Origin of the sequence: Peribacillus sp. FSL M8-0224, assembly GCF_038003055.1 — a bacterium.
GTDB lineage: Bacteria > Bacillota > Bacilli > Bacillales > DSM-1321 > Peribacillus > Peribacillus frigoritolerans.
The window spans coordinates 3,762,058-3,787,334 of sequence record NZ_JBBOOJ010000001.1 but is presented as its reverse complement, the minus strand read 5'-3'; the positions used below and the strand labels follow the sequence as shown (position 1 = coordinate 3,787,334).

Here is a 25,277-nt window from a genome sequence, read left to right as displayed (position 1 = left end):
GAGGGGGGAAAGCAATGAATTTGGATGTAGTTCATGATATACAAACTGTTTATAGAAAGCTTGTAACGGCGACTTCAAGACCTGGAACTTTAGTGGTTTTGGATAGGGAGGCCAGGACGTTGGATGTTCAAATGGAATGCTTATCTTCGACCATCCTGCTTGCACGAACGGTACTCGACCCTGAAGTGTCATTTAAGGTCATTTCAAAGGCGGAGGAGGCCGTGTCAAAAATGATCAATCAGCTTACTTATTCAAAGCCTGTTGATTTGCCGGAAGCGGATTTTATCTTTATTTTACATGATGCCTCCGAGGAGCAAATGAAGGAAGCCTTGAATAAAGCAAAGGTAGGAAATCTTTTGAACCCTCATGAATCGGCGATGCTCATTCTAGAAGTACCGGATGTTACGAAAGGGGACTCAATGATTCTTTCAGGACCGGGAATTCAAGACGAATCATTCTTAAGTCTCCCGAATGTCTCCGCCTGGCTGGCTGCAAGGAACGAAAAAAACATGGAATTCCCGTTAGGAATCGATATGTATTTTGTTGATCAACAAGAGCGTTTAATAGCTTTGCCGAGAACGACTCAAATTAGAGAAAATGGGGGTGAGATTTTATGGGATATGTTGCAGTAAAGGGCGGAACAAAGGCGATTGAGGAATCCATCAAACGCTTAAAGTATGAACGGGTCAAAAAAGGGACGGCCATAGAACTGCATAAGATAGAAGCCGGGATGAGAGGATTGATCGATCAGGTTATGTCAGAAAGCAGTTTGTATGATCAATCACTGGCTGCACTTGCCATTAAACAGGCTGAAGGCAATCCGGAAGAAGCTGTTTTCCTCTTGAGAGCCTATCGATCCACTTTGCCGCGAAAACATGTTTCACGGGTGATCAGTTCTGAAAATATGAAAGTGGAACGGCGGATTTCAGCTAGTTTTAAGGATGTGCCTGGCGGACAGATTTTAGGTGCCACGACCGATTATACACATCGGTTACTAGATTCGGAGCTGGAAAAAGAATCGGATATAAGCATACAAGATTGGTTACGGGCTTTTCAAGAGGAAGATCATTCAACAGAAAATCAAAATGATAGTGCTGATTTAAACTCCCTGCCTAAAGTTTTGGACTACTTAAGAAGTGAAGGCTTATTAGCAAGCTGTGAGAACAATGATTTGCAGCCTGGGGATGTGACAAGGAAAAGTCTGGAGTTTCCTTCAATGCGGAGTGAACGCCTGCAAATTTTAACAAGGGGCCAAACCGGCGCAGTTACATCGCTTGCTTATGCAGTCATCCGTGGATATGGTGCACTGCACCCGACAGTAGGGGAGCTGCGTGTAGGCCAGCTGCCCGTCCATCTCGATCACCCGCTGCTGGACGAAGGGCAAGAGGAAGATAGCTATTATATTGGGGACTTCACAGCAACTGAGGCAGAGATGCTCATTCCGCTTACGGTAGAAAAAGAACAAGGCAAAAAAGAAATAGAGTTTGAAGTCGGCTATGGCATGTGCATGGGACAAAATGAAACGAAAGCAATCGCTATGGGCATCTTGGATAATTGCTTGGAAAAACCAAACAAGGAGTTTCCAAGTCACAACGAGGAATTCGTTCTTTATCATATAGATTCAGTGGAATCGACGGGTTTCATCTCCCATTTGAAGATGCCTCATTACGTTACGTTCCAATCCAAGCTTGATAGCATTCGGAAGTCAAAAGATAAGACCACAGAGCAGGAGGTTGGATTGCATGAATAAGACTTATAATTTTGCATTCTTTGATGAAGGGTCGAAACGGGAAATTAGAAGGGCAACACTGAAGGCGATTGCCATTCCCGGTTATCAAGTCCCATTCGCTTCAAGGGAAATGCCGATTGGACGAGGTTGGGGCACAGGCGGCCTGCAGTTGACATTGTCATTGATCGGAAAGGATGACGTCCTTAAGGTGATCGACCAAGGCTCGGATGAATCCGTTAATGCCGTTAACATAAAAAAACTCGTATCTGATACCACTGGGGTGAGGACAACGGATTGTACAAAAGAAGCCTCTTTAATCCAGTCAAGACACAGGGTGCCGGAAGTGCCGCTGCATCGGGACCAGATATTAGTTCTTCAAGTTCCGTTACCGGAACCTTTAAGGAATTTCGAGCCGAGCGAACATGAAACGAAAAAGCTGCATGCTGAGAGAGAGTATAGCGGAGCATGGCTTATGTTATTTGAACAAATTATGAAGTACGGAATAATGGCGACGGATGCAGACCATCCGGTGATGGTTCACGACAGGTATGTCATGGCACCAAGCCCGATACCAAGATTCGATAATGCCAAACTGGACGGAAATGAAGCACTCATTTTGTTAGGTGCAGGCAGGGAGAAAAAGGTATATGCAGTACCCCCATATACAAATGTATCATCTTTGGCATTTGATGATTATGAATTTGAAATCGAGTCCTTTGCAAATCATTCTTGCATTCTCTGCGGTTCCAATGATGTGTTTTTGGATGAACTTGTTGATGAGGAATCAGGGGAAACGTATTTCCAATGCAATGATACAAGCAATTGCCTTGAAATGGTCAATCAAAAACAATCATTGGGAGTGAATTAAATGTCTGTGCTTGAGGTTCCCGTATTATCAGTTAAACAAATGAGCAAACAGTATGGTAACGGATGTTCGGCATGCAAACATATGAAATCAGGAAAAGTGACGAAAAACTATTGTCACGAATGCGGGACGGTTTATGCCTGCAGAGATCTGACATTCGATTTGTATCACGGTGAAGTTCTTGGAATTGTAGGGGAAAGCGGCAGCGGCAAATCCACTTTAATGAAAAGTTTGTATTTTGATGAAGAAGTGACCGATGGAGAACTGTATGTAGCTGGCTTTGAGGAAGGAAAAAAGAATGTTTTCATGGAGTCTGCCCAGAAGAAAAGATACGTTCGAAACCACCTGATGGGGAAGGTTTATCAAAACCCGATTCTAGGGTTGAAAATGGATTTTTCCTCGATCGGCAATATTGCCGAAAAGTTGATTTCAGCCGGGAACAGACATGTTGGCAGCATGGAATCAAGAGGCGCCGAACTCCTTGAAGCAGTCAATATTCCGATTCATCGAATGACAGAAGAACCAAGGAATTTCTCAGGGGGAATGCAGCAAAGGGTCCAGATAGCCAAAGCATTGTCCAACAATCCTCCCATACTGCTTTTGGATGAAGTCACCACGGGTTTAGATTTATCAGTTCAAGCAAGTGTATTGGATTTAATTAAAGGCCTCCAAAGAGATTTGAATATTAGCATGGTATTGGTATCCCATGATCTGGGTGTAATCCGAATGCTTGCAGACCGTACTCTCGTTATGCTGGAGGGTAAAATAATCGAGCGAGGTTTAACAGATCAAATACTCGAAGATCCACAGCATCCTTATACCCAGCAATTAGTACACTCGCTGCTGTAAAAGAAACTAAACCGAAAATGGGGGAAGAGACATTGTTGCTGATTAAAAATGGAAAAATAATAACAGAAGACTCGATCCTGATGGACCATGATCTCTTAATTAAGGATGATAGAATTTGCCGGATTGCACCTGTGGGAGAAATCGAGAGAAGTCCTGGGATGGAAGTGCTGGACGCTATGGGCGGATATGTTTCACCAGGTTTCATTGATCTCCATTCAGATTATATTGAACATATGACTGCGCCGCGCCCGACTTCTTTAATGAATTTTAATTTGAGCTTAAGAGAAACGGAAAAGGAATTGATTACGCATGGGATTACGACCATGTTTCACTCTCTATCGCTCTATAAATCCACTGAATACGCATATAAGCCCATTCGGGAGCCGGAGAATGTAAGAAAGCTTATTGATTTGATCGATCAAACACATAGGATGAAGCACCTAGTGCGTCACCGGTTTCATGCACGTTATGAAATCGATAATTTGGATGATATTGATAGTCTAAGAGAATATGTTATGGAAAAGAAAGTGCATCTGGTCTCATTCATGGACCACACTCCAGGACAAGGACAGTATCGGCATCTAGAGATTTATCGAAACACTTTAAGAGGGTATAACGATTATAGTGATGAAGCCATTGATGTCATGATCCGGACTCATCAAGTGAAAGAAAAGCTGACGATTGAAAGAATGAAGGAGATCGCACTGCTGGCAAGAGAAAACAATGTTGCCGTTGCCTCACATGATGATGATTCAATAGAGAAGCTTGAATTGGTTCACAGCTTTGGAACGAGTATAAGTGAATTTCCAATCACACTTGAGATTGCCCGTAAGGCCCATGATATGGGGATGTATACTATAGCCGGTGCACCAAATGTGCTTTTGGGAGGTTCTCACAGCGGGAACTTAAGTGCCTCTGAAGCCATTCAGGATGGAAGCATAGACATATTATGCAGTGATTATTACCCTTCAGCCCTTCTCCATTCAATGTTTGAATTAGTGGAAAACCATGGGATGGATCTTGTCGATATGTTCAAGCTGGTTACGATTAATCCCGCAAAGGCAGTCAAGATGGAGGACGAAATTGGATCGATTCGCGAAGGGAAAAAGGCTGACATACTTATTATTGAAAAAATTTCTGGTGATTTCCCTGTAATAACAACTGTGATTGTAGATGGGAAATTGATTCAAAAAACGAATTACAGGATATAAATTCTAAAAAGCGGGTGGCAAAGTGGAGAACATATTGGAGATCAATGATTTATCCAAGTCTTTTATTTTACATAATCAACGCAAGAATATCCATGCAGTCAGCAATATTACGATCACCGTGAAAAAAGGCGAATTCATTGGCATTACAGGCAAGAGCGGCAGCGGAAAATCAACGATCCTAAAATCGATTTATGGTACTTATCGGGTTCAAGAAGGAGACATCTGGTATGATTCTTCACGCTTTGGTGCGATTAATCTAGCAAAAGCAACAGAAAGGGAAATGATTTACCTGCGTAAGCATGAGATAGGCTATGTATCCCAATTTTTAAATGTCATGCCAAGAACGACAGCAAGGCAGCTCGTTACTGGGGCCATCCTTGAAATGGGACAAACAAGGGAAATGGCCAATATCGAAACAGAAAAAATCCTCGGCCATTTTGAAATAGGAAAAGAGCTATGGGACAGTTACCCTGCTACTTTTTCAGGAGGAGAGAAGCTAAGGTTAAATATTGCAAGAGCAATGGTGAAAAGGCCGCGGCTCCTCCTGTTGGATGAACCGACAGCAAGTTTGGATCACGATTCTAAAGTGAAGGTGAAAACCCTGCTGGAACAGCTAATGAATGAAGGAACGACAATGCTGGGCATTTTTCATGACTTGGAGTTCATGAATCGGTTAGTAACTAGAGAATATAGCATGCAGAATGGCTGTTTTACTCAAGCTATTCAAAAAATTTAACGATGAATTCACATAAACTTTACTGAATATTCAGCCCCCTTAACGGCAGGTTAGTATTGTACCGGTATGGTTATATGTGAAGTGGTTGTAATGAGAAATGATCTTTTAATTGGAGGGGAGATTTAACGTGAAAAAATCGATGATGTCCATATTGATGTTAGTTATTTTACTGGTGTTCACAGGCTGTTCTTCTAGTAGTTCAACAGGTGCAAATGAAGATGATACATTGACCGTAGCATGGCTGCCAAATGAATCCGGGGAAGATTTAGGGGAAGCCCGCGATGAAATCGGGAAGATCTTGGGAGATGCCACAGGAAAGAAAGTCGAACATAAGACAACTACGGATTATAACATTGCAATCGAGGCCATTGCTAATGGAAACGCAGATTTAGCATTCCTGGGTGCACAAGGATATATTGAAGCAAACAACAAAAACGATAGTGTTCAACCCCTAGTTGTTCCAAGCGGTGAATCAGGTACGTTGGATGATGCAGTCTATAATAGCTGGCTGGCTGTCCAAAATGCAGATGACTATAAAATGAACGGCGAATACAAAATAGACGGTATCCAAGGGAAAAAGTTCTCTTTCGTATCAAATAGCTCTACATCCGGCTTCAAAGTTCCTTCCACGGGAATCGTTGATTATTTTTCACAGCAAGATAAATTCAAGGAATTAAAGGCCGAGGATTTATTGGAAGGCGGGAAAGATAAATTCTTCAGTGAAGTGCTTTATGGCGGTTCACACCAAGGTTCGGCTGTAAATCTTTTGACAGGGAAAGCGGAAGTGGCAGCTTTTTGTGATACATGTGTCAATAATTATGTGGAGCTGGCTGATGGGGAAGAGAATAAAGCAGGTGCTGTGTATAAGGTAAAGAAGGATGCAGCTGAACCCTTCAACACAGTTGTGGGTAAGACATTCTCACTCATTTCAGTAACTCCAGTTTTGAATGCACCTTTCGTTGTTAACACCGAATTAGTCAGTGAGGAAACACGTGAAAAAATTCTTGAAACGTTGATGTCTGATGAAATAGCCAATAACGAAAAAGTTTTTGTACCGGAAGATTCTAAGTTATCAGGTCTATTTAAACGGGTGAGCGGAAAAGAAAGATTGGTAGAAGTCGAGGATGACTGGTTCAATCCAATTCGGGAATTATCTAAATAAAGGCAGTAATTTGTAGGAGGATCATACATGAAAACATTATTGGAAGTGAAAAATGTCTCAAAACATTTTGGAAATGGTACAAAGGCGTTATCCAATATTGACTTCACTGTGAAAGAAGGAGAGTTCGTTTCGATCATAGGGCCATCCGGAGCAGGGAAATCAACTCTCCTTCGATGCATCAACAGGATGATCGATGCTTCTAGCGGAGAAATCATTTTTGATAATGATCATGTATACAAGGTGAATAAAAGGGAGTTAAAGAAAGTACGCAGGAAAATAGGGATGGTTTTTCAACATTACAATCTTGTAAATAGATTAAGTGTGATTGAAAATACCCTGCATGGACGATTAGGCTATAAATCTACATTGGCTGGAATCCTTGGGCTTTATAGTGAAGAGGAGAAACTTCAGGCTGCTAAATTGCTCCAAATTCTCGGTCTTGAAGATCTAATCTATAAAAGGTCCGATCAGTTGAGCGGAGGACAGAAGCAACGGGTTGGCATTGCGCGGGCGCTTATCCAAAATCCCAAATTGCTATTATGCGATGAACCGATTGCCTCTCTTGATCCGAATTCTTCCAAAGTGATCATGGACCATTTAAGGGATATCTGCACTTCCATGGGAATCACAGTAGTAGTCAACCTGCATCAAGTCGATGTTGCCCTTAAGTATTCGGATCGAATCATCGGTGTGAATAGCGGCAAGGTTGTTTTCAATGGCACAACTCAAAATATAACCTCAAATGATATCCATCAGATCTATGGATCAGATGAAGGAAAGTTGATTTTTGATTTGGGAGGTTCCCATGCCGGCTGATGTTTTTGCAAAAAAGAGAAGAAATTCACTACTATTGTTTTTGCTTATTGGGGCTGCGACGGCAATTTCCATCATCATTACAGAATTCAGCATCGCAAAAGGGGTTACTTCGGTTCCTAAGGCCATACAATGGTCGTTATCGAATTTCTATCCAACAAAGGATTCCCTTGCCAAACTCCCAGACATTTTGGTAAAGCTGAAAGAAACACTTTTAATATCCGTTGCTGCAACCACATTAGCGGGAATATTGGCCTTTGTATTTGCGATATTAGGTTCCAATACGACAAGGGTGAATGCATTTTTCGGAGGTTTTAGCCGTGGGATAGCCGTTTTATTTAGAAATATTGATGTCTCAATATGGGCATTAGTTCTGCTATTCTCATTTGGACAAAGTTCCTTGACTGGTTATTTTGCCTTGTTTTTCGGATCTTTCGGTTTTTTAACAAGAGCTTTTATTGAAACGATTGATGAAGTGAGTTCAAGCTCTGTAGAAGCTTTGCAGACAACCGGCGCAAGTTATCTAACCGTCATTTCGCAGTCTGTTATTCCTTCGACAATTCCGCAAATGATCAGCTGGGTACTTTTTATGATTGAAACGAATATCAGGAATGCAACATTGGTCGGGCTGCTTACAGGATCGGGCATTGGTTTTACGTTTAATCTGTACTATAAAAACTTGAGTTATGACATTGCCAGCCTTGTCGTCATTACGATCATCATTTCGATATTATCTATTGAATTGGTCTCAAATTATGTGAGGAGGGTGATTTTATAATGCAGGCAGAAGGTCCAATCAAACCATTTCCTGCTCCTACTGGCCAGGATTTAGATAAAATGCTACTTGAACGATTATCGAAAAAGCCCTTCTCGAAATCTTCAATCGCGATTAGGTTGAGTATGCTGGTACTGGCAGTTTTGACCATATACGCTTTTGCCAGTTTTGATTATAAGGATGTTAAACTGTGGGACGCGCTGTCATTGACCGCCGACAATTTGAAGACCATGTTTTTTGAACCGCATTTGAAGCACTTTACCTTTTCACAAGCGCTTTATCAGGTGTCGATTACATTAGGTTTAGCCTTCTTGACAACAATATTTGGTGCGATCATTGCCCTGATGTTGGGGCTTTTAGCGGCTGGAAATATCTCGTCCAAGCCATTATCGATTATCATAAAGGGATCGGTTGCCCTGATTAGAGCCGTTCCTACCGTGTTATGGGTCCTCATTTTTGCAGTCGCAGCAGGGCTGGGCAGTGTAGCGGCCGTTATAGGGATGACGTTTCACTCCATAAGTTACCTTGTGAAGGCCTACTCGGAATCCTTCGAGGAAATTGATAAAGGAGCTATAGAGGCCCTGCAAGCAAGCGGAGCGAATTGGTGGCAGATCGTGTTCCAAGTCATCATTCCATCTTCGATCACTTATATCATTTCGTGGACCTTCATGCGCTTTGAAATCAATTTTGCAGTGGCGGTCGCAATGGGCGCAGCGGCAGGAGCAGGAGGAATCGGCTTCGATATGTTCATGGCAAGTGGATTTTACTTTGACTTGAGTGAAATTGGAGCAATCACTTATTTTATCCTGATCATCGCAATCTGTCTTGAAATCTTCGCAACACAAATCAAAAGGAAACTAAAAGTATCATCTTGATACTAGAATGCTGGTTAGGGAAATAGGGGCTCTGCCAATCTATCAACTTGGTGCAGCCCCCGACAGTCACGATCGTTTCATAGCATGCATGAAAAAAGACCACAAAATGACGTGGTCTCTTTGTTTTGTTTAAAAAGTCTCCGGTTGATTATCTAATTTGTCATGAAAGGCTTATATAAGGGCGGTCTTTATTTCTTGAATCTGTTTGATATGCCTTTGTTCATGTAAGGATAATAACTCAATCCATTGATCCAATGAGAGGTCCCCGAACAGGGGATGTTTGGCTTTCTTTCTATTTAACAGGATATCTGAATCCATATCATAAAGAACCTGTAATAATCGATCCCTTGATTCTGCCAGCAAATCCATGAGGCTCGATAATTGAAATGGGGCTGAAGAGGGTGAAATGGCCTCAGGGGATGAGAATTTCCTTGTTCTATCAGTAACGAAGTAAATGTTTTTTTGAATGATATTATTAAAATCCCTTTCCCGAATGCCATTTGCTATAACTTCGGTAAAAACCTGCTCCGTAAGATATAAATGATGGCAAATTTGGGCGATGTTCCATACTTCAGGCACAGGCTTATGGTGGAGCGTTTTTTCATCCAACCCCGTAATTTCCTCAATTAACTGTTTTCTTGATTCAAATAGCAAATCATACTCGATATAATTCATGAGAACTCCCCTTTTGTGACACTTCATATGAAAGCATCACTGAATTTTTTGATCTAGGAAAAAACAAAGGGATATCTGATTGCATAAAGAATGCATAAAAACTACGGGAAATACACCTGATTTAAAGTGGATTCATGATGATTGAAGGAGTGTGACACTATGTTTTGAAGCATGGTTTCTATTTAATGAAGAGTGTTAAAAGATATCTCTTATAGTACAACGAAAAGACATGTTTCACTGGTATACATAATTTGGGGAAGAAATGCAAATCTGGAATCAGGTCTGTATTCCCAGGGACTACATTTTTTCTGGAGCTTTGATACCCTATCATGCCTATGCAAAAAAGTTGAGTTTATGCCTACTTAGAATGCTGCGCCTAGGACCTCCGCTAATGAACCGAAAAATGAAGCTGGCATTCAAAGGGAAAAGAATCTAAAGAAGCTGGACATTGGAATTTATTATATCTGAATTATAGCACAGTTAATATTTTCCTAGAAATGATTATATGAAAAGAGACGGAAGTTTTCCACATCGACTTTTTATACTAACTAGAGAAAAGTTGCTAACGCAATGGGAAGCTTATAAACTGAAGGTAGAAAAAATCAACTAGGTGGTGAATGCAATGGCTAAAACAATAGTTGAAAAACTGAATTTACATAAATATGAACGGGTGGCAGTCCTGAATCAGCCAGCCGGGGTGGATTATTTAGCAGAGCTGCCGGATTACGATACAAAGCTTAATGAAAGTGCCTATGATCTTATATTTGCCTTTGTATTGGATATGGATTCTTTAAAGAGAATCGTGGATAAGGTGATTGAGAAAAATCATTTAAGTAAAAACGGCTATATTTTTTTTGCGTACCCCAAGAAGGGGAATAAAGAATATGCTACATATATTCATCGTGATGATCTGATGCAGGGCCTTGGTGCGGATGATGAAGGGTATGTCGGCTCGAGTGACCTGAAGTTTGCGCGTATGGTTGGGTTGGATGATGTCTTTACGGTAGTCGGACTGAAAGAAGATTCAAAAAATAGAAACCGTCCATCTACCAAAGCAAGCCAATCAGTAGATGATTATATCGGCATGATTTCTGAAATTGAGAAAGATTTGCAGGACTCCCCTGATTTGCTTGCGTTCTATCAATCACTTACGCCAGGGTATCGCAAGGATTGGGCACGTTACGTGTATAGTGCAAAACAAGAGGCGACACAAGTGAAACGGCGCCAGGAAATGAAAACGATTTTAGGAGAAGGTTACAAGAGCAGGGATCTATATCGAAGGAATAAATGAGGGTGGGGAATGTCTTCCATTCTCTTTTTTTTCTGTTCTGTTCACCCTATCAAAAGCATATACTAGACCGAATCCAAACTTAAATCGTAATAATTATGATTTGTGAGGTGGTTAAATATGCTTTTGAAACGCTACACGGGAAATTTGCTGTTATTGATTCTGCTGTTTTTGCTGCTGGCATTCTTTTTTCTAGGCGATGTGTTCATTCCCAAAGCGATTGATTTCTCCGACTACCCGATGCTTCACTCTGTGTTCGTCGTGTTTTTGGGATTGTTTTTAGAATCGATTCCTTTCCTGTTCCTCGGGGCCATTGCTTCATCATTCATCCAGTTGTTCATCAGTGAAGAAATCATTCAGCGGATGATACCCAAAAGCCCCCTGACGGCCATTTTTGCCGCGATAGCGGCGGCGCTGATCATTCCGGTTTGCGAATGTGCAATCATCCCGGTCGTCCGGAGATTGATTCAAAAGGGTGTCCCGGTCCATGCAGGTGTGGTCTTGCTCGTAACAGCCCCAATATTGAATGTCATCGTGTTTGGCTCAACTTATTATGCGTTCCAAAATAATCCGTCCATTCTATATGGAAGAATCATCCTTTGTGTCCTGACGGCCATAATCGCAGGTTTATTCATTCATATATTCAGCACAAAAGATGTGGTGAAAGAGGACAAGGTGGAACTGGTACAAGGGCATGAACATGATATTCAGTCGAGTAAATGGACAAGCTTCATTGATCATACTTCGCAGGAGTTTTTTATGGTCGGCAGATACTTTATCATCGGGGCCTTGTTTGCCAGTCTATTTCAGGTGTTCATGGATCGGTCCGTAATGGCCGATATTGGTCAGGCGCCAATAAAAGGCACGGCGTTGATGATGGGAATTGCGTTTGTGCTTTCACTCTGTTCATCAGCTGATGCATTCGTAGCGGCCTCCTTTTCCCATAGTTTTCTGCCAGGCTCCATACTGGGATTCCTTGTATTTGGCCCCATGCTGGATCTGAAAAATGTTTTGATCATGATGTCCTGTTTTAAACGGAGCTTCGTCGTCACGTATGTCCTGCTTATTTTCGCAGTCGTCTTCAGCCTATGCCTGATTGCAGGCATATTGATCAGTAAGGGGGGCTTCTGATGAAACGTTTTTTTATCCAAAGACTTGAAGGGTTGCTGCTGCTGGGATTGGGCCTCATGATCTTTAAATTGTATGTTTCAGGATATTTAACGAAATTGATTGCACCCAAGATGGTCCCATATGCATTGGCGGCACTTTTTGCTTTTTTAGTGATCAGCCTGCTCCGAATGAAAAAACAAAAACAGGGTGAACAACATTGTGATTGCGGATCGAATGGTGAGTCTTCCTCCTCCGCACTGGTCCTGAAATATAGTTTGTTCTTCCTTCCGATTCTTCTGGGCTTCATCCTGACCGACTTTACATTAAGCGGGGAAGTGCTGGCGAAAAGGGGGATGGCGAAGCAGCAGGCACAGATGGTAAGTTCATATGATTCAGGGAAACATGCGAATGGGGAGAAAATCTCCGTAACCGATGATAATTATTTTGAAGTACTGGATTATTTACTGAACAACCTCGATACGATCGAGGGGAAGGAAATAGAGATTTCCGGATTCATATACCGTGAGGATACATTTACGAAAAAACAAATGGCCATCTCCCGCCTCTCCATGTCCTGCTGTGTGGTCGATGCGACGTTATACGGATATATGGTCAACGGGAATGTGGAAGGAATGAAGACGAATGATTGGTATACGATTACAGGGACATTAAAAAAAGGAAGCTATAAAGGGGAACCCGTACCGGTGATCGATTTAAAAGATTCGAAGAAAATAAAGGCACCGGAAGAAGCTTATTTATATGAAAATGTACAAATCATTCAGTAGGATTGGAAAACCCGGCAAAAGGATATTTTGCCGGGTTTCGGTGCCGAAAGGGGGACATTATTTAGCGGAACCCGGAAACGGACGTAAAATCGTGCGCTGCGGGCGGAAAATCGAGAAATGGCGCCATTTGTTCGGGAGCACGTAACATAGTATAATGGCCTTACCATGGATAAGAGTGTAAGGGGGGATAATCTTGTCTTCAAGTAATCGAAACAATCAAATTGGTCCGCCGCGCTTTGCCATTGCCGTTCACTCTTTGGTTTGGCTCGCACAAAGCGAAAAGCTCCTGACAAGTTCGGCAATCGCCTTAAAGGTGAAGTCACACGCCACTTTTTTAAGAAGGGTGATGGCACAGCTTGCAGCTGAGGGGATCGTCGAAACAAAGGAAGGAAGGGAAGGCGGTTATAGTCTGAAGGTGCCTGCCTCTCAGCTTACTTTGGCGGATGTGTATCAAGCGGTACGGCCGGAATGTCTTGTTTGTATGGAAACGAGCGAATGCGGTGAAGTCGGGAAGCAGCTAGATACGGCTTTGGAGGAAATCATGAACGAAGCCGAAAAGGAAACATTGCGCCTGCTAAAGGGCTATACATTGGAAGAATTCATGAAAAAAGTCGACTTCACCAATTTTGAAAATGAGTGTCTGGGCTAATATCCTTGCAAGAGGATACCCAGGATTATATAATGTGCTTAATGCAATTGCATTTAAAATGAGGAGGTATTTACATGAAGGTGGAAATTTGGTCGGATTATCAATGTCCGTTCTGTTATATAGGTAAGCGTCGATTCGAAGAGGCTTTAAAGCAGTTTGAAAATAAAGATCAGGTAGAGGTCTCATTTCGCAGTTTTGAGTTGAACCCAGAGGCTGAGCGGGATATCAATATGACTCAAAATGAAATGCTGGCCAAGAAATACGGCATGTCTCAAGCGCAGGTGGAAGCGAACAGCCAAAACCTGACTCAACAGGCCAAAGAATTGGGACTCGATTATCATTTGGACAAAGTGGTCTTAACGAATTCGTTCGATGCCCACCGCTTGATGCACTTTGCTGAATCAAAAGGTAAAGAGAAAGAAATGAATGAGCGACTATTTAAAGCTTACTTTACGGAAGGCAAACATATTGGCGATCACGCTACATTGGCAAGTTTGGCTGAAGAGGTTGGCCTTGAAAAGTCCGAGACGGAGTCCATGCTGGCAGGAACGGCATTCACGGCAGAGGTTAGGGGAAATGAGCAAGAAGGAAGCCTGCTAGGAATTACAGGTGTCCCATTCTTCGTCATTAATCGCAAATATGGAATCTCCGGCGCCCAGCCAACGGAAGCATTCCTCGATACGCTAAAAAAAGTATGGGCTGAGGAAAATCCGCTTACGATCGTGAATGATCCAGCAACAGGCGACGCTTGTACGGACGGTTCTTGTAACGTAAAGGAAAAATAGAAGATGAAGAAGGAGATCCGAAACTGGGGTCTCCTTTTTTACTTAAAAAGGAAATGTCATGTATGGCAAAGAATATAGTGTACAGGATGGCTTTTCCAAAAAAAGTCCGAAATGAAAGGGAGTTAAAAGATGTATATAATGATTGGAATACTAGTCTTCGTGATTGCATGTGCAGTAATTGCCAAACTAATTTCCTATAAATATTGGACATGTATTTATACAGCATTCGGGAATGAAAATTATTATAAGGCAGTTGCGAAATTGGAAAGGGAAGGGATACCATTCAAAACGAAAACGCCTATGAATTTAGGCACTGAAAACTTTCAGAATCGCCATGAAACCACTCAATATGATGTTTTTGTAAAAAAAGAACAGGAGCATATTGCCCAAAGGGCGATAAATAAGAATTAACAAAGGGAAAATCATTGAAAATTGCTGTCCTGATGGCAGCTTTTTTGTATTGACTGAAAAGATAAGATAGGGAATTGAAGCAGTCCATGTTTTGCTTTTTTGGAAACTCACGAGTATTTACCCGAAACTCACGAGTAAAAGCCCGAAACTCACGAGTATTTGCTCCAAACTCACGAGTAAAAGCCCAAAATTCACGAGTATTTGCTCCAAACTCATGAGGGCGGGACTTATGAAAAGCAAAATGCTGCTAATCCATCTTTCCACTGAATTTATATAAGATAAAAGAAAGAAAAAGCGTTGTTTTTGATATGGAATCCGTTTTTTATAGTTTCAAAGACTGAAAATTTGTATAATGGGTGAGATGGATTTAATTGAATGTACATATAGGAGGGGCATGGATGAGTAAGCTAGATGGCAGGACCGTTGCTTTATTGGGGGCGCGGAAGACGGAAGAACTTAGTAAAATCGTTCAAAATCTTGGGGGAGTCCCGCTTGTTCGCCCGGCACAGGGGACGGTTTTCCTTGATGATTCCCATTTGGAAGAGGATGTCACCCGGTTGATGGCAGGGGAGTTCGATTGGATCATTCTCACGACGGGAGTGGGGACGGAATTATTATATAAAACGGCAGTGAAGATGGAAGCGGGAGATCGTTTCATAGAGGCTTTGCAGTCTATGAAAATTGCAGCTAGGGGCTATAAAACGGTGAATATGCTGAAAAAGCTTGGCCTGCAGCCATTAATCCGTGATGATGATGGCAGTACGGCAGGGCTTGTTCGCAATCTGGAAGGCCATCTGCCTGGAGGTGTAAAGGTCGCTTTGCAGCTGCACGGCGATCCGGCGCCTCTTTTGATGAATTGGCTGGATGAACAAAAAGTGGAACATAAAGAAATCCTGCCATATGAACATATAGCGCCTGAAAAAGAAACGATGCAGCAGCTGATCCAGGAAATCCTTGAAGGCAAAATCGATTCGGTTGTGTTCACGAGTGCACCACAGCCGCGAAATTTAATGAGATTTGTCCGTGAACAAGGTGTGGAGGATAAGATAATCGGCCTGTTTGCATCAGATGTAATTGCTCTTGCGGTCGGAAAGGTAACGGCGCAGGTGGTGATCGATGAAGGAATAGAGCGGGTCATTTATCCTGAAGATCAACGGATGGGCAGTGCAATGGTGGAGCTGGTGAAATATTATCAGGGAATGGCAAACAGATAGGGGTGAGTGCGGCATGACCAAGGGCAAGGTTTATTTTGTTGGTGCAGGTCCGGGTGATGTGGGCCTGATTACCGTAAAAGGCCAAAAAGCGATTGAAAAAGCGGACGTCATTTTATATGATAGATTGCTAAATCCCAAACTGTTGGAGGCAGCCGCCTTCGAGTGTGAATTGATATATTGTGGCAAGACACCTTATACTACTGGCATCAGCCAAGGGGAAATCAATGAGCTGCTTGTTTCCAAAGCACTGGCAGGGCATCGGGTCGTCCGTTTGAAAGGCGGTGATCCTGCCGTTTTTGGAAGAGTCGGGGAGGAAGCGGAATCGTTGAAAGAAGAGGGAATCCCATTCGAAGTCATTCCGGGGGTTACGTCCAGCATTGCTGCATCCATGTACGCAGGAGTACCCGTCACACATCGGGATTACGGACGTTCCTTTGCGATGGTGACGGGCCATGATCAAACGAAGAAGGATATATGGAATGGGCTTGTGAGTATAGATACGGTTGCCTTTTATATGGGTGTGGCCAACCTTCCGTCTATCCGCGAAAATTTGATCAATCATGGAAAGCCGGGGAATACACCGGCACTGGTCATTCAATGGGGCACTTATGGAAGACAGGAAAGTGTCGAGGGGACCTTGGATGATATCGTCGAACGGGTAAGTGGAAGGTCGCTTGGCAATCCTGCAATCACCTTGGTCGGGGATATCATTTCACTAAGGGGAAAACTGCAATGGTTCGAAAAGAAGCCGCTTTATGGACAACGGTTTTTAGTGGCCCGGACGGGGACGGCAAAAAGTGCCTTGGCGGAAGCCCTGTATGAACTTGGCGGCGAAGTCATCGAGTTTCCTAAATGGAATGCGGCAAAAGTGAAAATAGAAGAAAGTCAGCTGCTCGCTTTTCTTTCGTATGATCGAATTCTCTTCACCTCGCCTGAAAGTGTCCATGGATTCTTGGATTCACTCACTGAACATGCTATTGATTTCCGCCGGATTTCTTCTAAACTATATGTGTTATCAAGGAAATCGAAAAAGGCTTTACAGCAACGGGGTCTGACGGCCGAGCTCAAATCCGGGATGCCGGATGCCGGAACACTGTTAGTTGTTGGGGATCGAAACAGAGATCTTAGAGATCCGGCACATGGGGACGGAGACTATATTCAATCAATCACTAAATTTGTCGATGAAAGATTCCTTGAAATCTTTCCGAGAATGCTGGATGGGAAAGCTGTAGGAACGGTATTATTTTCGAATCGGCATTCAGTCGATATGCTGATGCAATATGGGAACAAGGCAGACGTGGATGTTGAAGCGCTGCTAAAACAAGCCACCATCGGGGTGATCGGGGAAAGTACCGGCAATAGACTTCAAGACTATGGATTTACATCTGATATGATGCCGAAAGAACCGTCTGTCGAACAATTGGTGGATTTGATCGTGAATAGGAATGTGTGTTAGGCTCTGATAAAAACAGAGTCTATTTCCTTTGGAGGGCGTCGTTATTCACCTTCTATTAATATTGTTGGCGTTCAGTGTTGGGGCCAATCGTGTTATCATTTAATTACGGGACATCACGGAGTACGAAAAGCCCTCACTTACTGCTTTTATTGGCCGGAATTCATTCAAGGACAGGAGGTGACTTCATGTTTAATATTGGTGATATTTTATGGCAATTATTCTACCTTGCCCTACTTGTTCTGTTATTCTTTATGGTTGTGAAGGCGGTCCGTTTCTTTATAAAGCATATGACAAAAATGAATAACCTGGAAAATAAAAGAGATGAATTACATGAACGATTGAAAAAGAAGGATGAATGAAGGCGAGGCAGGGGGAGCGTTGGACGATTTCACCAAATGGACACTCAACTTTGAGGAGTATGGAATAAAAAGTCTTTTATTCCTTCACAGATTGGGTATTATATATACGTGACTTTTCCAGGGAGGCGAAGTAAATGAAACGGACATGGGAATACGTATTAAGTATCATAGGCGTGAGTATCGCTGCGATTTTTTTAATCGTGACGATCATAGCGGCCGTCTATCTCAACAGTATCGATTTGAAAGAAATGGTGGACTACTCATTAATGTCAGATTCTGAGTTTTCCTCGTCTGAGGTAGATATGTCAATCAAGTTATTCATGGGCATGCTTTGGGTGGGGATCATATCGCTGTTCATTGCCTTGGCAGGCGGTTTGATCGCTATCTTTCTATTAAAGGGCGGCAAGGCGAAGGGAGCCGGAATCTTATTGATCATTACGGGCATTCTGACGATTTTTCATGTTTGGCCGCTTATCTTCTTCATCATACCAGGTATCATGTGCCTTGTAAGGAAGCCGAGGGAAACGGTGGAAGTGATCGAATGATCCGGCATCATACATAGTTTTGTGATTTGAAAACAAAGGAGCTTTCCGTAATGCGGGTAAGCTCCTTTTATGCTGTAAGGATATTTAAGGAGAAAATACCTTATTATACCTGAAATCACCAGTCTATCATGTTACTATTATTATAGATTTAAATATAAATAGACTGGAGTTCGATCGATGAAGATACCTTTAATGAAGATTGGGGCACTGACCTGTTTAACACTCGGTTTGTTCAATGGACAGGCTTTTGCGGAGTCTGGAATAACCAATGCGTGTTCATCATTCGGTGAGATTCAACCCAATGAAAATCCTTCCCATAAGCAGATCAACTGCTTACTGACGAATGCGGCAATAGAGGCTGAAATCCCCCCTGAAGTGGTAAAAGCGGTGGCTACGCAGGAAAACGGGGATTGGAGGCAATTTAATGAGGATGGTAAACCGATTATATCCGACGATGGCGGCATCGGTCTAATGCAGCTTACCAATAAAAGTGGGTATGACCAGAAAAATCTGGAAAATGACATAGTCTACAATATCGGGGCAGGCGTCGAGGTCCTGAGTGGCATGTATTCAAGAAGGGATTTGCCCAAGATCAAAGGTGCAGGACGCAGGGTCATCGAAAATTGGTATTTCCCTGTCATGGCTTACAATGGGACAAAACCGGTGAACAGTCCCCTTTACCAGGAAAAGGGAAAATAAATGTGAATGCGTACCAAGAGGAAGTTTTTGCTGAGATAGAAAACCAAAGTTATTTGAATGATACGAAACTGGCAAAATATCCATTCAAAACTTCGGACTTTCAATATGATCGGGAAAGCACGGAAAATATCGTCTTTAAAAATCTTGAATACACCCTGACAGATCAAACGCATGACTCTGTTTATTGGTTCAGGGCAGGAGACAGAGTGGTGACGACATCGAGCGCGAATATCAGGAAAGAAATAAGCACTACGGCAGGTGCAGTAACTGTTCCGCCAAATACAAGCTTGATCATCACAGGGAATTTTGACTATCACGAATCTAAGGGAAATAAATTTGTCTTTTACCCTGTACAAACGGAAGACAAGAGTATTAAGGGGTATGTTTCATCAGCTTACATCTCCAATCGGCCATCGATTGTCAAGGATACGAATAAGCCTGTGATTTCAGGGACTGCCGGTAAATCAATTCCATTCAACTCAACTTTCAATCCTAAAACCGGCGTAAAGGCGAAGGATGATAAAGATGGTGACTTAACGAATGTCATCCGAGTTGAAGGGAAGGTCGATACCAAGAAAGTGGGCACCTATAATTTGACTTATACGGTAGCTGACAAAGCTGGGAATGTTTCCAAGGTCACAAGGAAAATAACCGTTTATGATCAAGTCAAGCCTGTGATTTCAGGTGCCGGGAACAAAACCATCAAACTTAATTCTTCATTCAATCCAAAAACAAAAGTGAGTGCCAAGGATAATGCCGATGGAAATTTGACTAGTAAAATCAAAGTGACGGGTACAGTCAATACGAAGAAAAAGGGGACCTATACATTGAAGTATACGGTCACAGATTCATCGAAAAATGCGGCGACGGTCACAAGAAAGATCACGATAGATGGCACCAAGCCAGTCATCTCGGGAGCCAATAGTAAAACCATTGGCTATTATTCGACATTCATCCCTAAATCGGGCGTATCTGCGAAAGATAACCTGGATGGCAACATGACAAGTAAAATAAAGGTGACAGGTACGGTGAATACAAAGAAAAAAGGTACGTATACATTAAAGTATACAATCACTGATTCATCGAAAAATACGGCGACAGTCACAAGAAAGATCACGGTAGACAGCACAAAGCCGGTCATTTCCGGTGCCAAGAGCAAAACCATTGCCTATAACTCGACATTCAATCCTAAATCAGGTGTATCCGCAAAAGATAATCTTGATGGAAGCTTAACAAGTAAGATCAAAATAACAGGGACTGTGAATACGAAGAAAAAAGGAACCTATACATTGACTTACACAGTTACGGATAAATCGAAGAACAAGGCGGAAGTAAAAAGGAAAATCACCGTTAAATAGAAGGCCAAAAAGGATTCTCTGAATAGAAACATGTTTAGAAAGCATCCTCATCACCTCAAGTTTGAATACTTCTATTTTAAAACAAAAATGGCTCTAGGCAAAAGTGTTCTATCTAAAATTAAAACAAAGTTGATTGGAACGGAAGGTACGAGACTCCTGCGGGAAAAGCGAGTCGAGGTAGACCCCGCAGGCGAAAGCCGAGGAGGCTCCCGGACCGCCCGCGGAAAGCGAGTGCCTGGAGTGGAAATTAACGACCAAATTGTACAAGCCATAAAAAAATGTAGACAAAATCGATTTTCATCGAGTTTGTCTACAGTCTGCAAGGATTCCCTGAATAGGGGAATCCTTTTTTGATGTCTGAATGTGTTTGGCTGCAAGATAGGCATATATAATAGTAGAAAGTGTCCTCAAGGGTGGAGCAGGTATTGATAAAAATGTTATAATTGTAAAAACATGTAATGACAAGTGATCTGAAGGGGGATTGTTTATGGGCAAAGAACACGGGCATGTGAACTGGATGGATCAAATTTTTAAGGAATATGAAAGAGAAGGCGGGCTGAAGAATAATCCTGGCTTTGGTAAACCGCTTCCGGAGTCGGCGCTGTCGGGAAATATATATGACAACTTCTTGACGAAGGCCAAGGATGCCGGCTTCCTTCCGCTTTGGATAAAATGGCAAAAAGAAATTCGGGAAGAGCTAGCCGAATTGGTTCGATTGAAAAAAATGAATGGAACTGAATCTGAATTAATGAAACGAATGGATGAAATTAATGAGAAAGTCCGTACATATAATGCGATTTGTCCAACCCAAATGCAGCGTAGGGAAATAGAGTTGGAAAGCATCGAAATCCAGTATGAAAAATGGAAGTAAATGATAATGTGTAAAATGTGGGTATTTGTATGAAGTGATCATGAAAGGATTATGTTATAATGGCATGAATAAAAAACAGAGAGAGGGACTTCGAGTGGAAAAAAGAAAAGAAGTTTTTTCATGGATAAAAGCGATATTGATTGCAGTCATTCTAGCTTTTTTAATTCGAACGTATATTTTTGCACCGATTGTCGTGGACGGTGAGTCAATGATGCCGACTCTGCAAGACCACGAAAGAATTGTTCTTACCAAGTTTGGAACGAATATCGATAATATAGACCGGTTTGATATTGTCGTTTTTCATGCAACGGTAGATAAAGATTATATAAAAAGGGTTATCGGTCTGCCAGGTGACCATATTGAATATAAAGATGATACGCTTTATATTAATGGGAAAGCTTATGAAGAACCATACTTGGACAAATATAAGAATCAGATGGCATCAGGAGTGCCGCTGACTGAATCCTTCAAGCTCGAAGATATTACAGGCAGCATGACAGTGCCGGAAGGCCAGTTGTTCCTTATGGGGGACAATCGCCAAAATAGTTTGGATAGCCGTGAAATTGGCACGATATCCGTCGATGAAATCGTGGGCAAGGCGAATCTAGTGTATTGGCCGATCAATGAAATAAAGATTGTGAAATAAGAAGAAGCGGACTCGGGTATCGAGTCCGCTTTTATTGTTGCCGATTTTCATCCTTAATGAGGAAACTGCCATACAGGTATTTCAACAAAAAACGTGTTCATTCTTCTTTTTTTTCTATTTTTTTTTTTTGAAAATCAACTCATTTGGGTTAAATTAGGTTATCCTATTAAAAAGAAGTAATCACGTTACCCAGGCCCGCATAAGAAAAGAAAATGGATTACTTTAATAAAGGGTGCTGAGATGGAGTACTTTAGATGGATATAGTAAAAGATTTAATATCAAACTATGGTTATTTTGCGATATATGGATTGTTGGCGATTGGGATTATTGGCTTGCCGGTACCTGATGAGTTCATGATGACTTTTGTCGGCTATTTGTCATCCATTTCCGTTTTGAATGTCCAGGGAGCATTCCTTGTCAGTTTCCTGGGCTCGATATCCGGGATGCTTGTCAGTTATTTCATCGGGAAAAAGGTGGGGAAGCCTTTTTTGAGGAAGCATGGTAAGTGGATCAAAATGACCCCCGCGAGGTTGGAAAAATTGGAGAAATGGTTCAATAAATACGGTCCATGGACGATTATCATCGCCTATTTCATTCCAGGAGTCCGTCACTTCGCAAGTTACATTTCCGGTATGAATGGAATGGGGAAACGAAAGTACTTTATCTTTGCAGGAGCAGGGGCATTCAGCTGGTGTTTGGTATTTACGACTTTTGGCTATTTCATCGGTGTGTTAACTTAACTCATTACAACTTACAAAATTTCTTTATTGAATCAGAAAATCCCGTTTCTGAGTATTAGAAACGGGATTTTCCATTTCTGCTTTAATTATTGAGCGGAGTATCCGCCGTCGATGACAAGCTCGGCACCAGTTACATATGATGCTTCATCGGATGCTAGATAAAGCACGGCATTTGCAATATCCGCCGGCTGACCCAAACGTTGTAATGGAGTGGCCTTGATCATTTGGTTCACTAACTCTTTTGATTCTTCTAATTTTTGAGTCATCGGTGTTTCGATGATACCAGGGAATACGGCATTGACACGGACGCCCATGCGGCCATATTGCGTTGCGGCAGCCTTGGAAATAGCACGGACGGCACCTTTTGAAGCTGAATAAGAGTTTAAGCCCATTCCGATTTGAGCTGTAAAGGAAGAAATGTTTACAACTGCGCCTTTCCCTTCTTTAGCCATGTGAGGAACAACGTGTTTCATTCCAAGGAATGGTCCAAATCCATTGATGCCTAACATTAGCTGCCAATCGGCCAATGTCGTATCGTTAATGCCTTTTTCCGTTAAGATACCGGCATTGTTTACCAAAATGTCGATTTTGCCAAATTTAGCGATAACTTCATCCGTCACCATTTTCCAGCTTTCGTCTGAAGATACATCAAGTACAGTACCATGGACGTTATCGAGTTCATTCACGGCAGCTACAGCTTTTTCATTGATATCGGCAGCAATGACTTGTGCTCCTTCTTTTGTGAATAGGTCTACCATTTCCCTGCCCATACCAGATGCTCCGCCAGTGATAATGGCTACTTTATCAGTCAATCTTCCCATCATGATCACTCCTAATTATTTGTTATAACGATGAATATATATTCAAGCATAGTTCAAAAGGTATATTATCAACGAGCAATACTATAACTCCTTCAGGAATCCGTCAAGCATTTTATTTTCCGGCTTGGGAAATGCCTTTTTCTTGCTGGATAAAAATGTACTTCCCATAACCCCCGCGGGTTGAAAGCGATACCAATCTTTCAATCTTCAAATTTTGATACGTAAATGATCCAGATTTAAAATGGCTTTTACCCGTTCTATTTGAAACGTTCCACAAGTAATCTGGTAGAGGCATCTCTTGCATGTTGGGGAGCACCATATGTACAATTCTAGTGATTAAAATTAAATACTGCAATATTTTTGTACTTTGAATACAAATTTTTATAACGACATTCCAATTCTAACTTTTCAGAACTTTTATGTACATAGGAGGTCATCATTTTATGAATAACAGAGTATATCTTTCCTTGGCCATCCCGCTTACGATTTCGACGATGAGTACGCCCTTGCTCGGTGCGGTCGATACGGCTGTGGTTGGAAAGTTGAGTGATCCCGCTTATATTGGCGGTGTGGCTGTCGGAACCATAATTTTTAATACGATGTATTGGCTTTTTGGTTTTCTTCGGGTCAGTACATCTGCTTTCGCTGCACAAGCGGAAGGGGCAAGGGATGAAAAGCAAACCCTGATGGCCTTGATTCGGCCTTTTTTCATTGCAGCGATCATCGGTCTGCTTTTTATCGTGATCCAAAAGCCCATTTTGAATGTATCGTTAGGCGCAATCGGTCCGGAATCGGATGTTTCCGCCTTTGCCGCAGATTATTTCGGCATCAGGATATGGGGCGCACCATTTGCTCTATTGAATTATGTCATCTTAGGCTGGTTAATGGGGAAATCGAGGATAAAAACGTCTTTGTTCATTCAAGTTTTCATGAACGTGATGAATATAATCTTATGCCTCGTTTTCGTTAATGGCTTTTCATGGTCTGTATCAGGGGTTGCTGCCGCTACACTGATATCAGAGATTTCCGCTTTTTTACTGGGCTTGTGGGTCATCCGGAAAGCGGTTAACGTACCGGATTCTTTTTCAATCCGGGAGGGGTTCGATCGGGCTTCCCTGAAAAAAATGATGGTGGTCAACAGGGATTTATTCATCAGGACCATTTGCCTGATCACGGTTTTCAATCTTTTTACGGCCAAGGGAGCGACTTTCGGGACAGAGACCCTGGCGGCCAATGCCGTACTCATTCAAATCCATTACCTGATGGCCTATTGCTTTGATGGCTTCGCGAACGCGTCAAGTCTTCTGGTCGGGAAGGCGATTGGTTCGAGAGATATAAACCTTTATAAAAAAACACTCTCACTATCGGCGCGGTGGGGCTTGTATGCCTCGTTCATACTTGCCGCATCTTACTATCTTTTCAGCGATGAGGTCATTCTCTTATTCACGGATATTCCCGGCGTCATCGAATTGGCCCATGAATATGGACTTTGGATAGTCCTATTCCCATTCAGTGCCTTTATCGGACTCATTTTTTATGGAGTGTTTACCGGTGCGACTGAAGCCGTTCCAGTAAGGAACTCTATGCTTCTGGCTCTGATGGCTTTTTTAATAGTCCAATACGCAGCAGTCAGCAATCATGGCAATCATGGTTTATGGCTTGCATTCCTGGCTTTCAGTTTAGGACGTTCTTTGTTTTTAGCATTATATATTCCAAGACTGAACAGAAAAGTAACAGTGTTAATGAATGACGATAGTCTAATGAAATCATCCTCTTTTTAATAAAAGAGGGTGTTTTTTTATTTTTGTAAGGAATTTTATCGGTAGTTTGATGTTAGTAATAATTCGGGA

Annotated in this window: 28 protein-coding genes; 26 read left to right on the top strand and 2 right to left on the bottom strand. The window is 42.1% G+C overall.

The genetic code is table 11. From position 1 onward, the window contains the following. The first annotated feature begins 14 nt into the window (after positions 1–14). From phnH to MKX49_RS18135, 10 genes are all read left to right on the top strand, one after another. On the top strand, positions 15–632 hold the full coding sequence (phnH, locus tag MKX49_RS18180) for a phosphonate C-P lyase system protein PhnH (RefSeq protein WP_340877232.1): 618 nt from the start codon (positions 15–17) through the stop codon (positions 630–632). After that, positions 614–1,750, top strand: a complete 1,137-nt coding sequence (locus MKX49_RS18175; RefSeq protein ID WP_340877230.1) for a carbon-phosphorus lyase complex subunit PhnI — start codon at positions 614–616, stop codon at positions 1,748–1,750. The genes phnH and MKX49_RS18175 overlap by 19 nt, the downstream gene beginning before the upstream one ends. Next, on the top strand, positions 1,743–2,597 hold the full coding sequence (locus MKX49_RS18170) for an alpha-D-ribose 1-methylphosphonate 5-phosphate C-P-lyase PhnJ (RefSeq protein WP_340877229.1): 855 nt from the start codon (positions 1,743–1,745) through the stop codon (positions 2,595–2,597). Before MKX49_RS18175 ends, MKX49_RS18170 begins: the two co-directional genes overlap by 8 nt. Continuing rightward, positions 2,598–3,443, top strand: a complete 846-nt coding sequence (locus tag MKX49_RS18165) for an ATP-binding cassette domain-containing protein (protein ID WP_048685596.1) — start codon at positions 2,598–2,600, stop codon at positions 3,441–3,443. It begins immediately after the preceding gene. Positions 3,444–3,475: 32 nt separating this feature from the next. Continuing rightward, entirely contained in the window at positions 3,476–4,654 is a 1,179-nt protein-coding gene (gene phnM / locus MKX49_RS18160; RefSeq protein ID WP_340877228.1) for a phosphonate metabolism protein PhnM, read from the top strand. A 22-nt stretch (positions 4,655–4,676) separates the two neighbouring features. After that, on the top strand, positions 4,677–5,390 hold the full coding sequence (locus tag MKX49_RS18155) for a phosphonate C-P lyase system protein PhnL (protein ID WP_134783612.1): 714 nt from the start codon (positions 4,677–4,679) through the stop codon (positions 5,388–5,390). A 127-nt stretch (positions 5,391–5,517) separates the two neighbouring features. Beyond that, complete coding sequence (gene phnD / locus MKX49_RS18150) at positions 5,518–6,552, top strand: phosphate/phosphite/phosphonate ABC transporter substrate-binding protein (RefSeq protein ID WP_340877225.1); 1,035 nt, start codon at positions 5,518–5,520, stop codon at positions 6,550–6,552. A 27-nt stretch (positions 6,553–6,579) separates the two neighbouring features. Then, entirely contained in the window at positions 6,580–7,368 is a 789-nt protein-coding gene (gene phnC, locus MKX49_RS18145) for a phosphonate ABC transporter ATP-binding protein (protein ID WP_048685586.1), read from the top strand. Further along, positions 7,358–8,143 carry a PhnE/PtxC family ABC transporter permease gene (locus MKX49_RS18140; protein WP_340877224.1) on the top strand — a complete coding sequence of 262 codons (786 nt, stop codon included), beginning with the start codon at positions 7,358–7,360 and terminating at the stop codon, positions 8,141–8,143. The genes phnC and MKX49_RS18140 overlap by 11 nt, the downstream gene beginning before the upstream one ends. 59 nt (positions 8,144–8,202) lie before the next feature. Then, positions 8,203–9,015, top strand: a complete 813-nt coding sequence (locus MKX49_RS18135) for a PhnE/PtxC family ABC transporter permease (protein ID WP_095393523.1) — start codon at positions 8,203–8,205, stop codon at positions 9,013–9,015. A 171-nt stretch (positions 9,016–9,186) separates the two neighbouring features. Here the strand turns inward: MKX49_RS18135 and MKX49_RS18130 are convergent, their stop codons facing one another. Then, positions 9,187–9,690 carry a DinB family protein gene (locus tag MKX49_RS18130; protein ID WP_048685577.1) on the bottom strand — a complete coding sequence of 168 codons (504 nt, stop codon included), beginning with the start codon at positions 9,688–9,690 and terminating at the stop codon, positions 9,187–9,189. Between the two features lie 622 nt (positions 9,691–10,312). On the opposite strand from MKX49_RS18130, the gene MKX49_RS18125 reads away from it, so the two are divergent. The 15 genes from MKX49_RS18125 (at position 10,313) to MKX49_RS18055 (ending at position 22,606) form a co-directional block, all read left to right on the top strand. Beyond that, on the top strand, positions 10,313–10,981 hold the full coding sequence (locus MKX49_RS18125) for a YdeI/OmpD-associated family protein (protein WP_340877223.1): 669 nt from the start codon (positions 10,313–10,315) through the stop codon (positions 10,979–10,981). Positions 10,982–11,098: 117 nt separating this feature from the next. Continuing rightward, positions 11,099–12,109, top strand: a complete 1,011-nt coding sequence (locus MKX49_RS18120; RefSeq protein ID WP_340877222.1) for a permease — start codon at positions 11,099–11,101, stop codon at positions 12,107–12,109. Then, entirely contained in the window at positions 12,109–12,873 is a 765-nt protein-coding gene (locus MKX49_RS18115) for a TIGR03943 family putative permease subunit (RefSeq protein ID WP_340877221.1), read from the top strand. The genes MKX49_RS18120 and MKX49_RS18115 overlap by 1 nt, the downstream gene beginning before the upstream one ends. A gap of 193 nt (positions 12,874–13,066) precedes the next feature. Continuing rightward, positions 13,067–13,522, top strand: coding sequence for an RrF2 family transcriptional regulator (locus MKX49_RS18110; RefSeq protein ID WP_340877220.1), 456 nt, complete (start codon positions 13,067–13,069; stop codon positions 13,520–13,522). A gap of 74 nt (positions 13,523–13,596) precedes the next feature. Continuing rightward, a complete protein-coding gene (locus MKX49_RS18105) occupies positions 13,597–14,307 on the top strand; it encodes a DsbA family oxidoreductase (RefSeq protein WP_095394304.1) in 711 nt (236 codons plus the stop codon). Between the two features lie 129 nt (positions 14,308–14,436). Continuing rightward, positions 14,437–14,718 carry a hypothetical protein gene (locus tag MKX49_RS18100; protein WP_134783620.1) on the top strand — a complete coding sequence of 94 codons (282 nt, stop codon included), beginning with the start codon at positions 14,437–14,439 and terminating at the stop codon, positions 14,716–14,718. A 398-nt stretch (positions 14,719–15,116) separates the two neighbouring features. Next, entirely contained in the window at positions 15,117–15,932 is an 816-nt protein-coding gene (locus tag MKX49_RS18095) for a uroporphyrinogen-III synthase (protein ID WP_340877217.1), read from the top strand. 13 nt (positions 15,933–15,945) lie between these two features. After that, on the top strand, positions 15,946–17,388 hold the full coding sequence (cobA, locus tag MKX49_RS18090) for a uroporphyrinogen-III C-methyltransferase (RefSeq protein ID WP_340877216.1): 1,443 nt from the start codon (positions 15,946–15,948) through the stop codon (positions 17,386–17,388). Between the two features lie 185 nt (positions 17,389–17,573). Then, on the top strand, positions 17,574–17,747 hold the full coding sequence (locus tag MKX49_RS18085; RefSeq protein ID WP_153246136.1) for a hypothetical protein: 174 nt from the start codon (positions 17,574–17,576) through the stop codon (positions 17,745–17,747). 134 nt (positions 17,748–17,881) lie between these two features. Beyond that, positions 17,882–18,292 (top strand): DUF4064 domain-containing protein, encoded by a 411-nt coding sequence (locus MKX49_RS18080; RefSeq protein ID WP_340877215.1) that lies wholly within the window; start codon positions 17,882–17,884, stop codon positions 18,290–18,292. Between the two features lie 177 nt (positions 18,293–18,469). After that, positions 18,470–18,991 carry a transglycosylase SLT domain-containing protein gene (locus MKX49_RS18075; RefSeq protein WP_340877214.1) on the top strand — a complete coding sequence of 174 codons (522 nt, stop codon included), beginning with the start codon at positions 18,470–18,472 and terminating at the stop codon, positions 18,989–18,991. Between the two features lie 2 nt (positions 18,992–18,993). After that, on the top strand, positions 18,994–20,349 hold the full coding sequence (locus MKX49_RS18070; protein WP_340877213.1) for an immunoglobulin-like domain-containing protein: 1,356 nt from the start codon (positions 18,994–18,996) through the stop codon (positions 20,347–20,349). Between the two features lie 487 nt (positions 20,350–20,836). Then, a complete protein-coding gene (locus MKX49_RS18065) occupies positions 20,837–21,220 on the top strand; it encodes a DnaJ family domain-containing protein (protein ID WP_081088687.1) in 384 nt (127 codons plus the stop codon). A 94-nt stretch (positions 21,221–21,314) separates the two neighbouring features. Continuing rightward, a complete protein-coding gene (lepB, locus tag MKX49_RS18060; RefSeq protein ID WP_241634908.1) occupies positions 21,315–21,866 on the top strand; it encodes a signal peptidase I in 552 nt (183 codons plus the stop codon). Between the two features lie 254 nt (positions 21,867–22,120). Further along, positions 22,121–22,606 (top strand): DedA family protein, encoded by a 486-nt coding sequence (locus MKX49_RS18055; RefSeq protein ID WP_034309313.1) that lies wholly within the window; start codon positions 22,121–22,123, stop codon positions 22,604–22,606. A gap of 86 nt (positions 22,607–22,692) precedes the next feature. Here MKX49_RS18055 and MKX49_RS18050 read toward each other — a convergent pair whose 3' ends face one another. Next, a complete protein-coding gene (locus tag MKX49_RS18050) occupies positions 22,693–23,427 on the bottom strand; it encodes an SDR family NAD(P)-dependent oxidoreductase (RefSeq protein ID WP_340877212.1) in 735 nt (244 codons plus the stop codon). A 443-nt stretch (positions 23,428–23,870) separates the two neighbouring features. Between MKX49_RS18050 and MKX49_RS18045 the strand changes: the two genes are divergently transcribed. Continuing rightward, on the top strand, positions 23,871–25,208 hold the full coding sequence (locus MKX49_RS18045) for an MATE family efflux transporter (RefSeq protein ID WP_340877211.1): 1,338 nt from the start codon (positions 23,871–23,873) through the stop codon (positions 25,206–25,208). Positions 25,209–25,277: the final 69 nt, after the last annotated feature.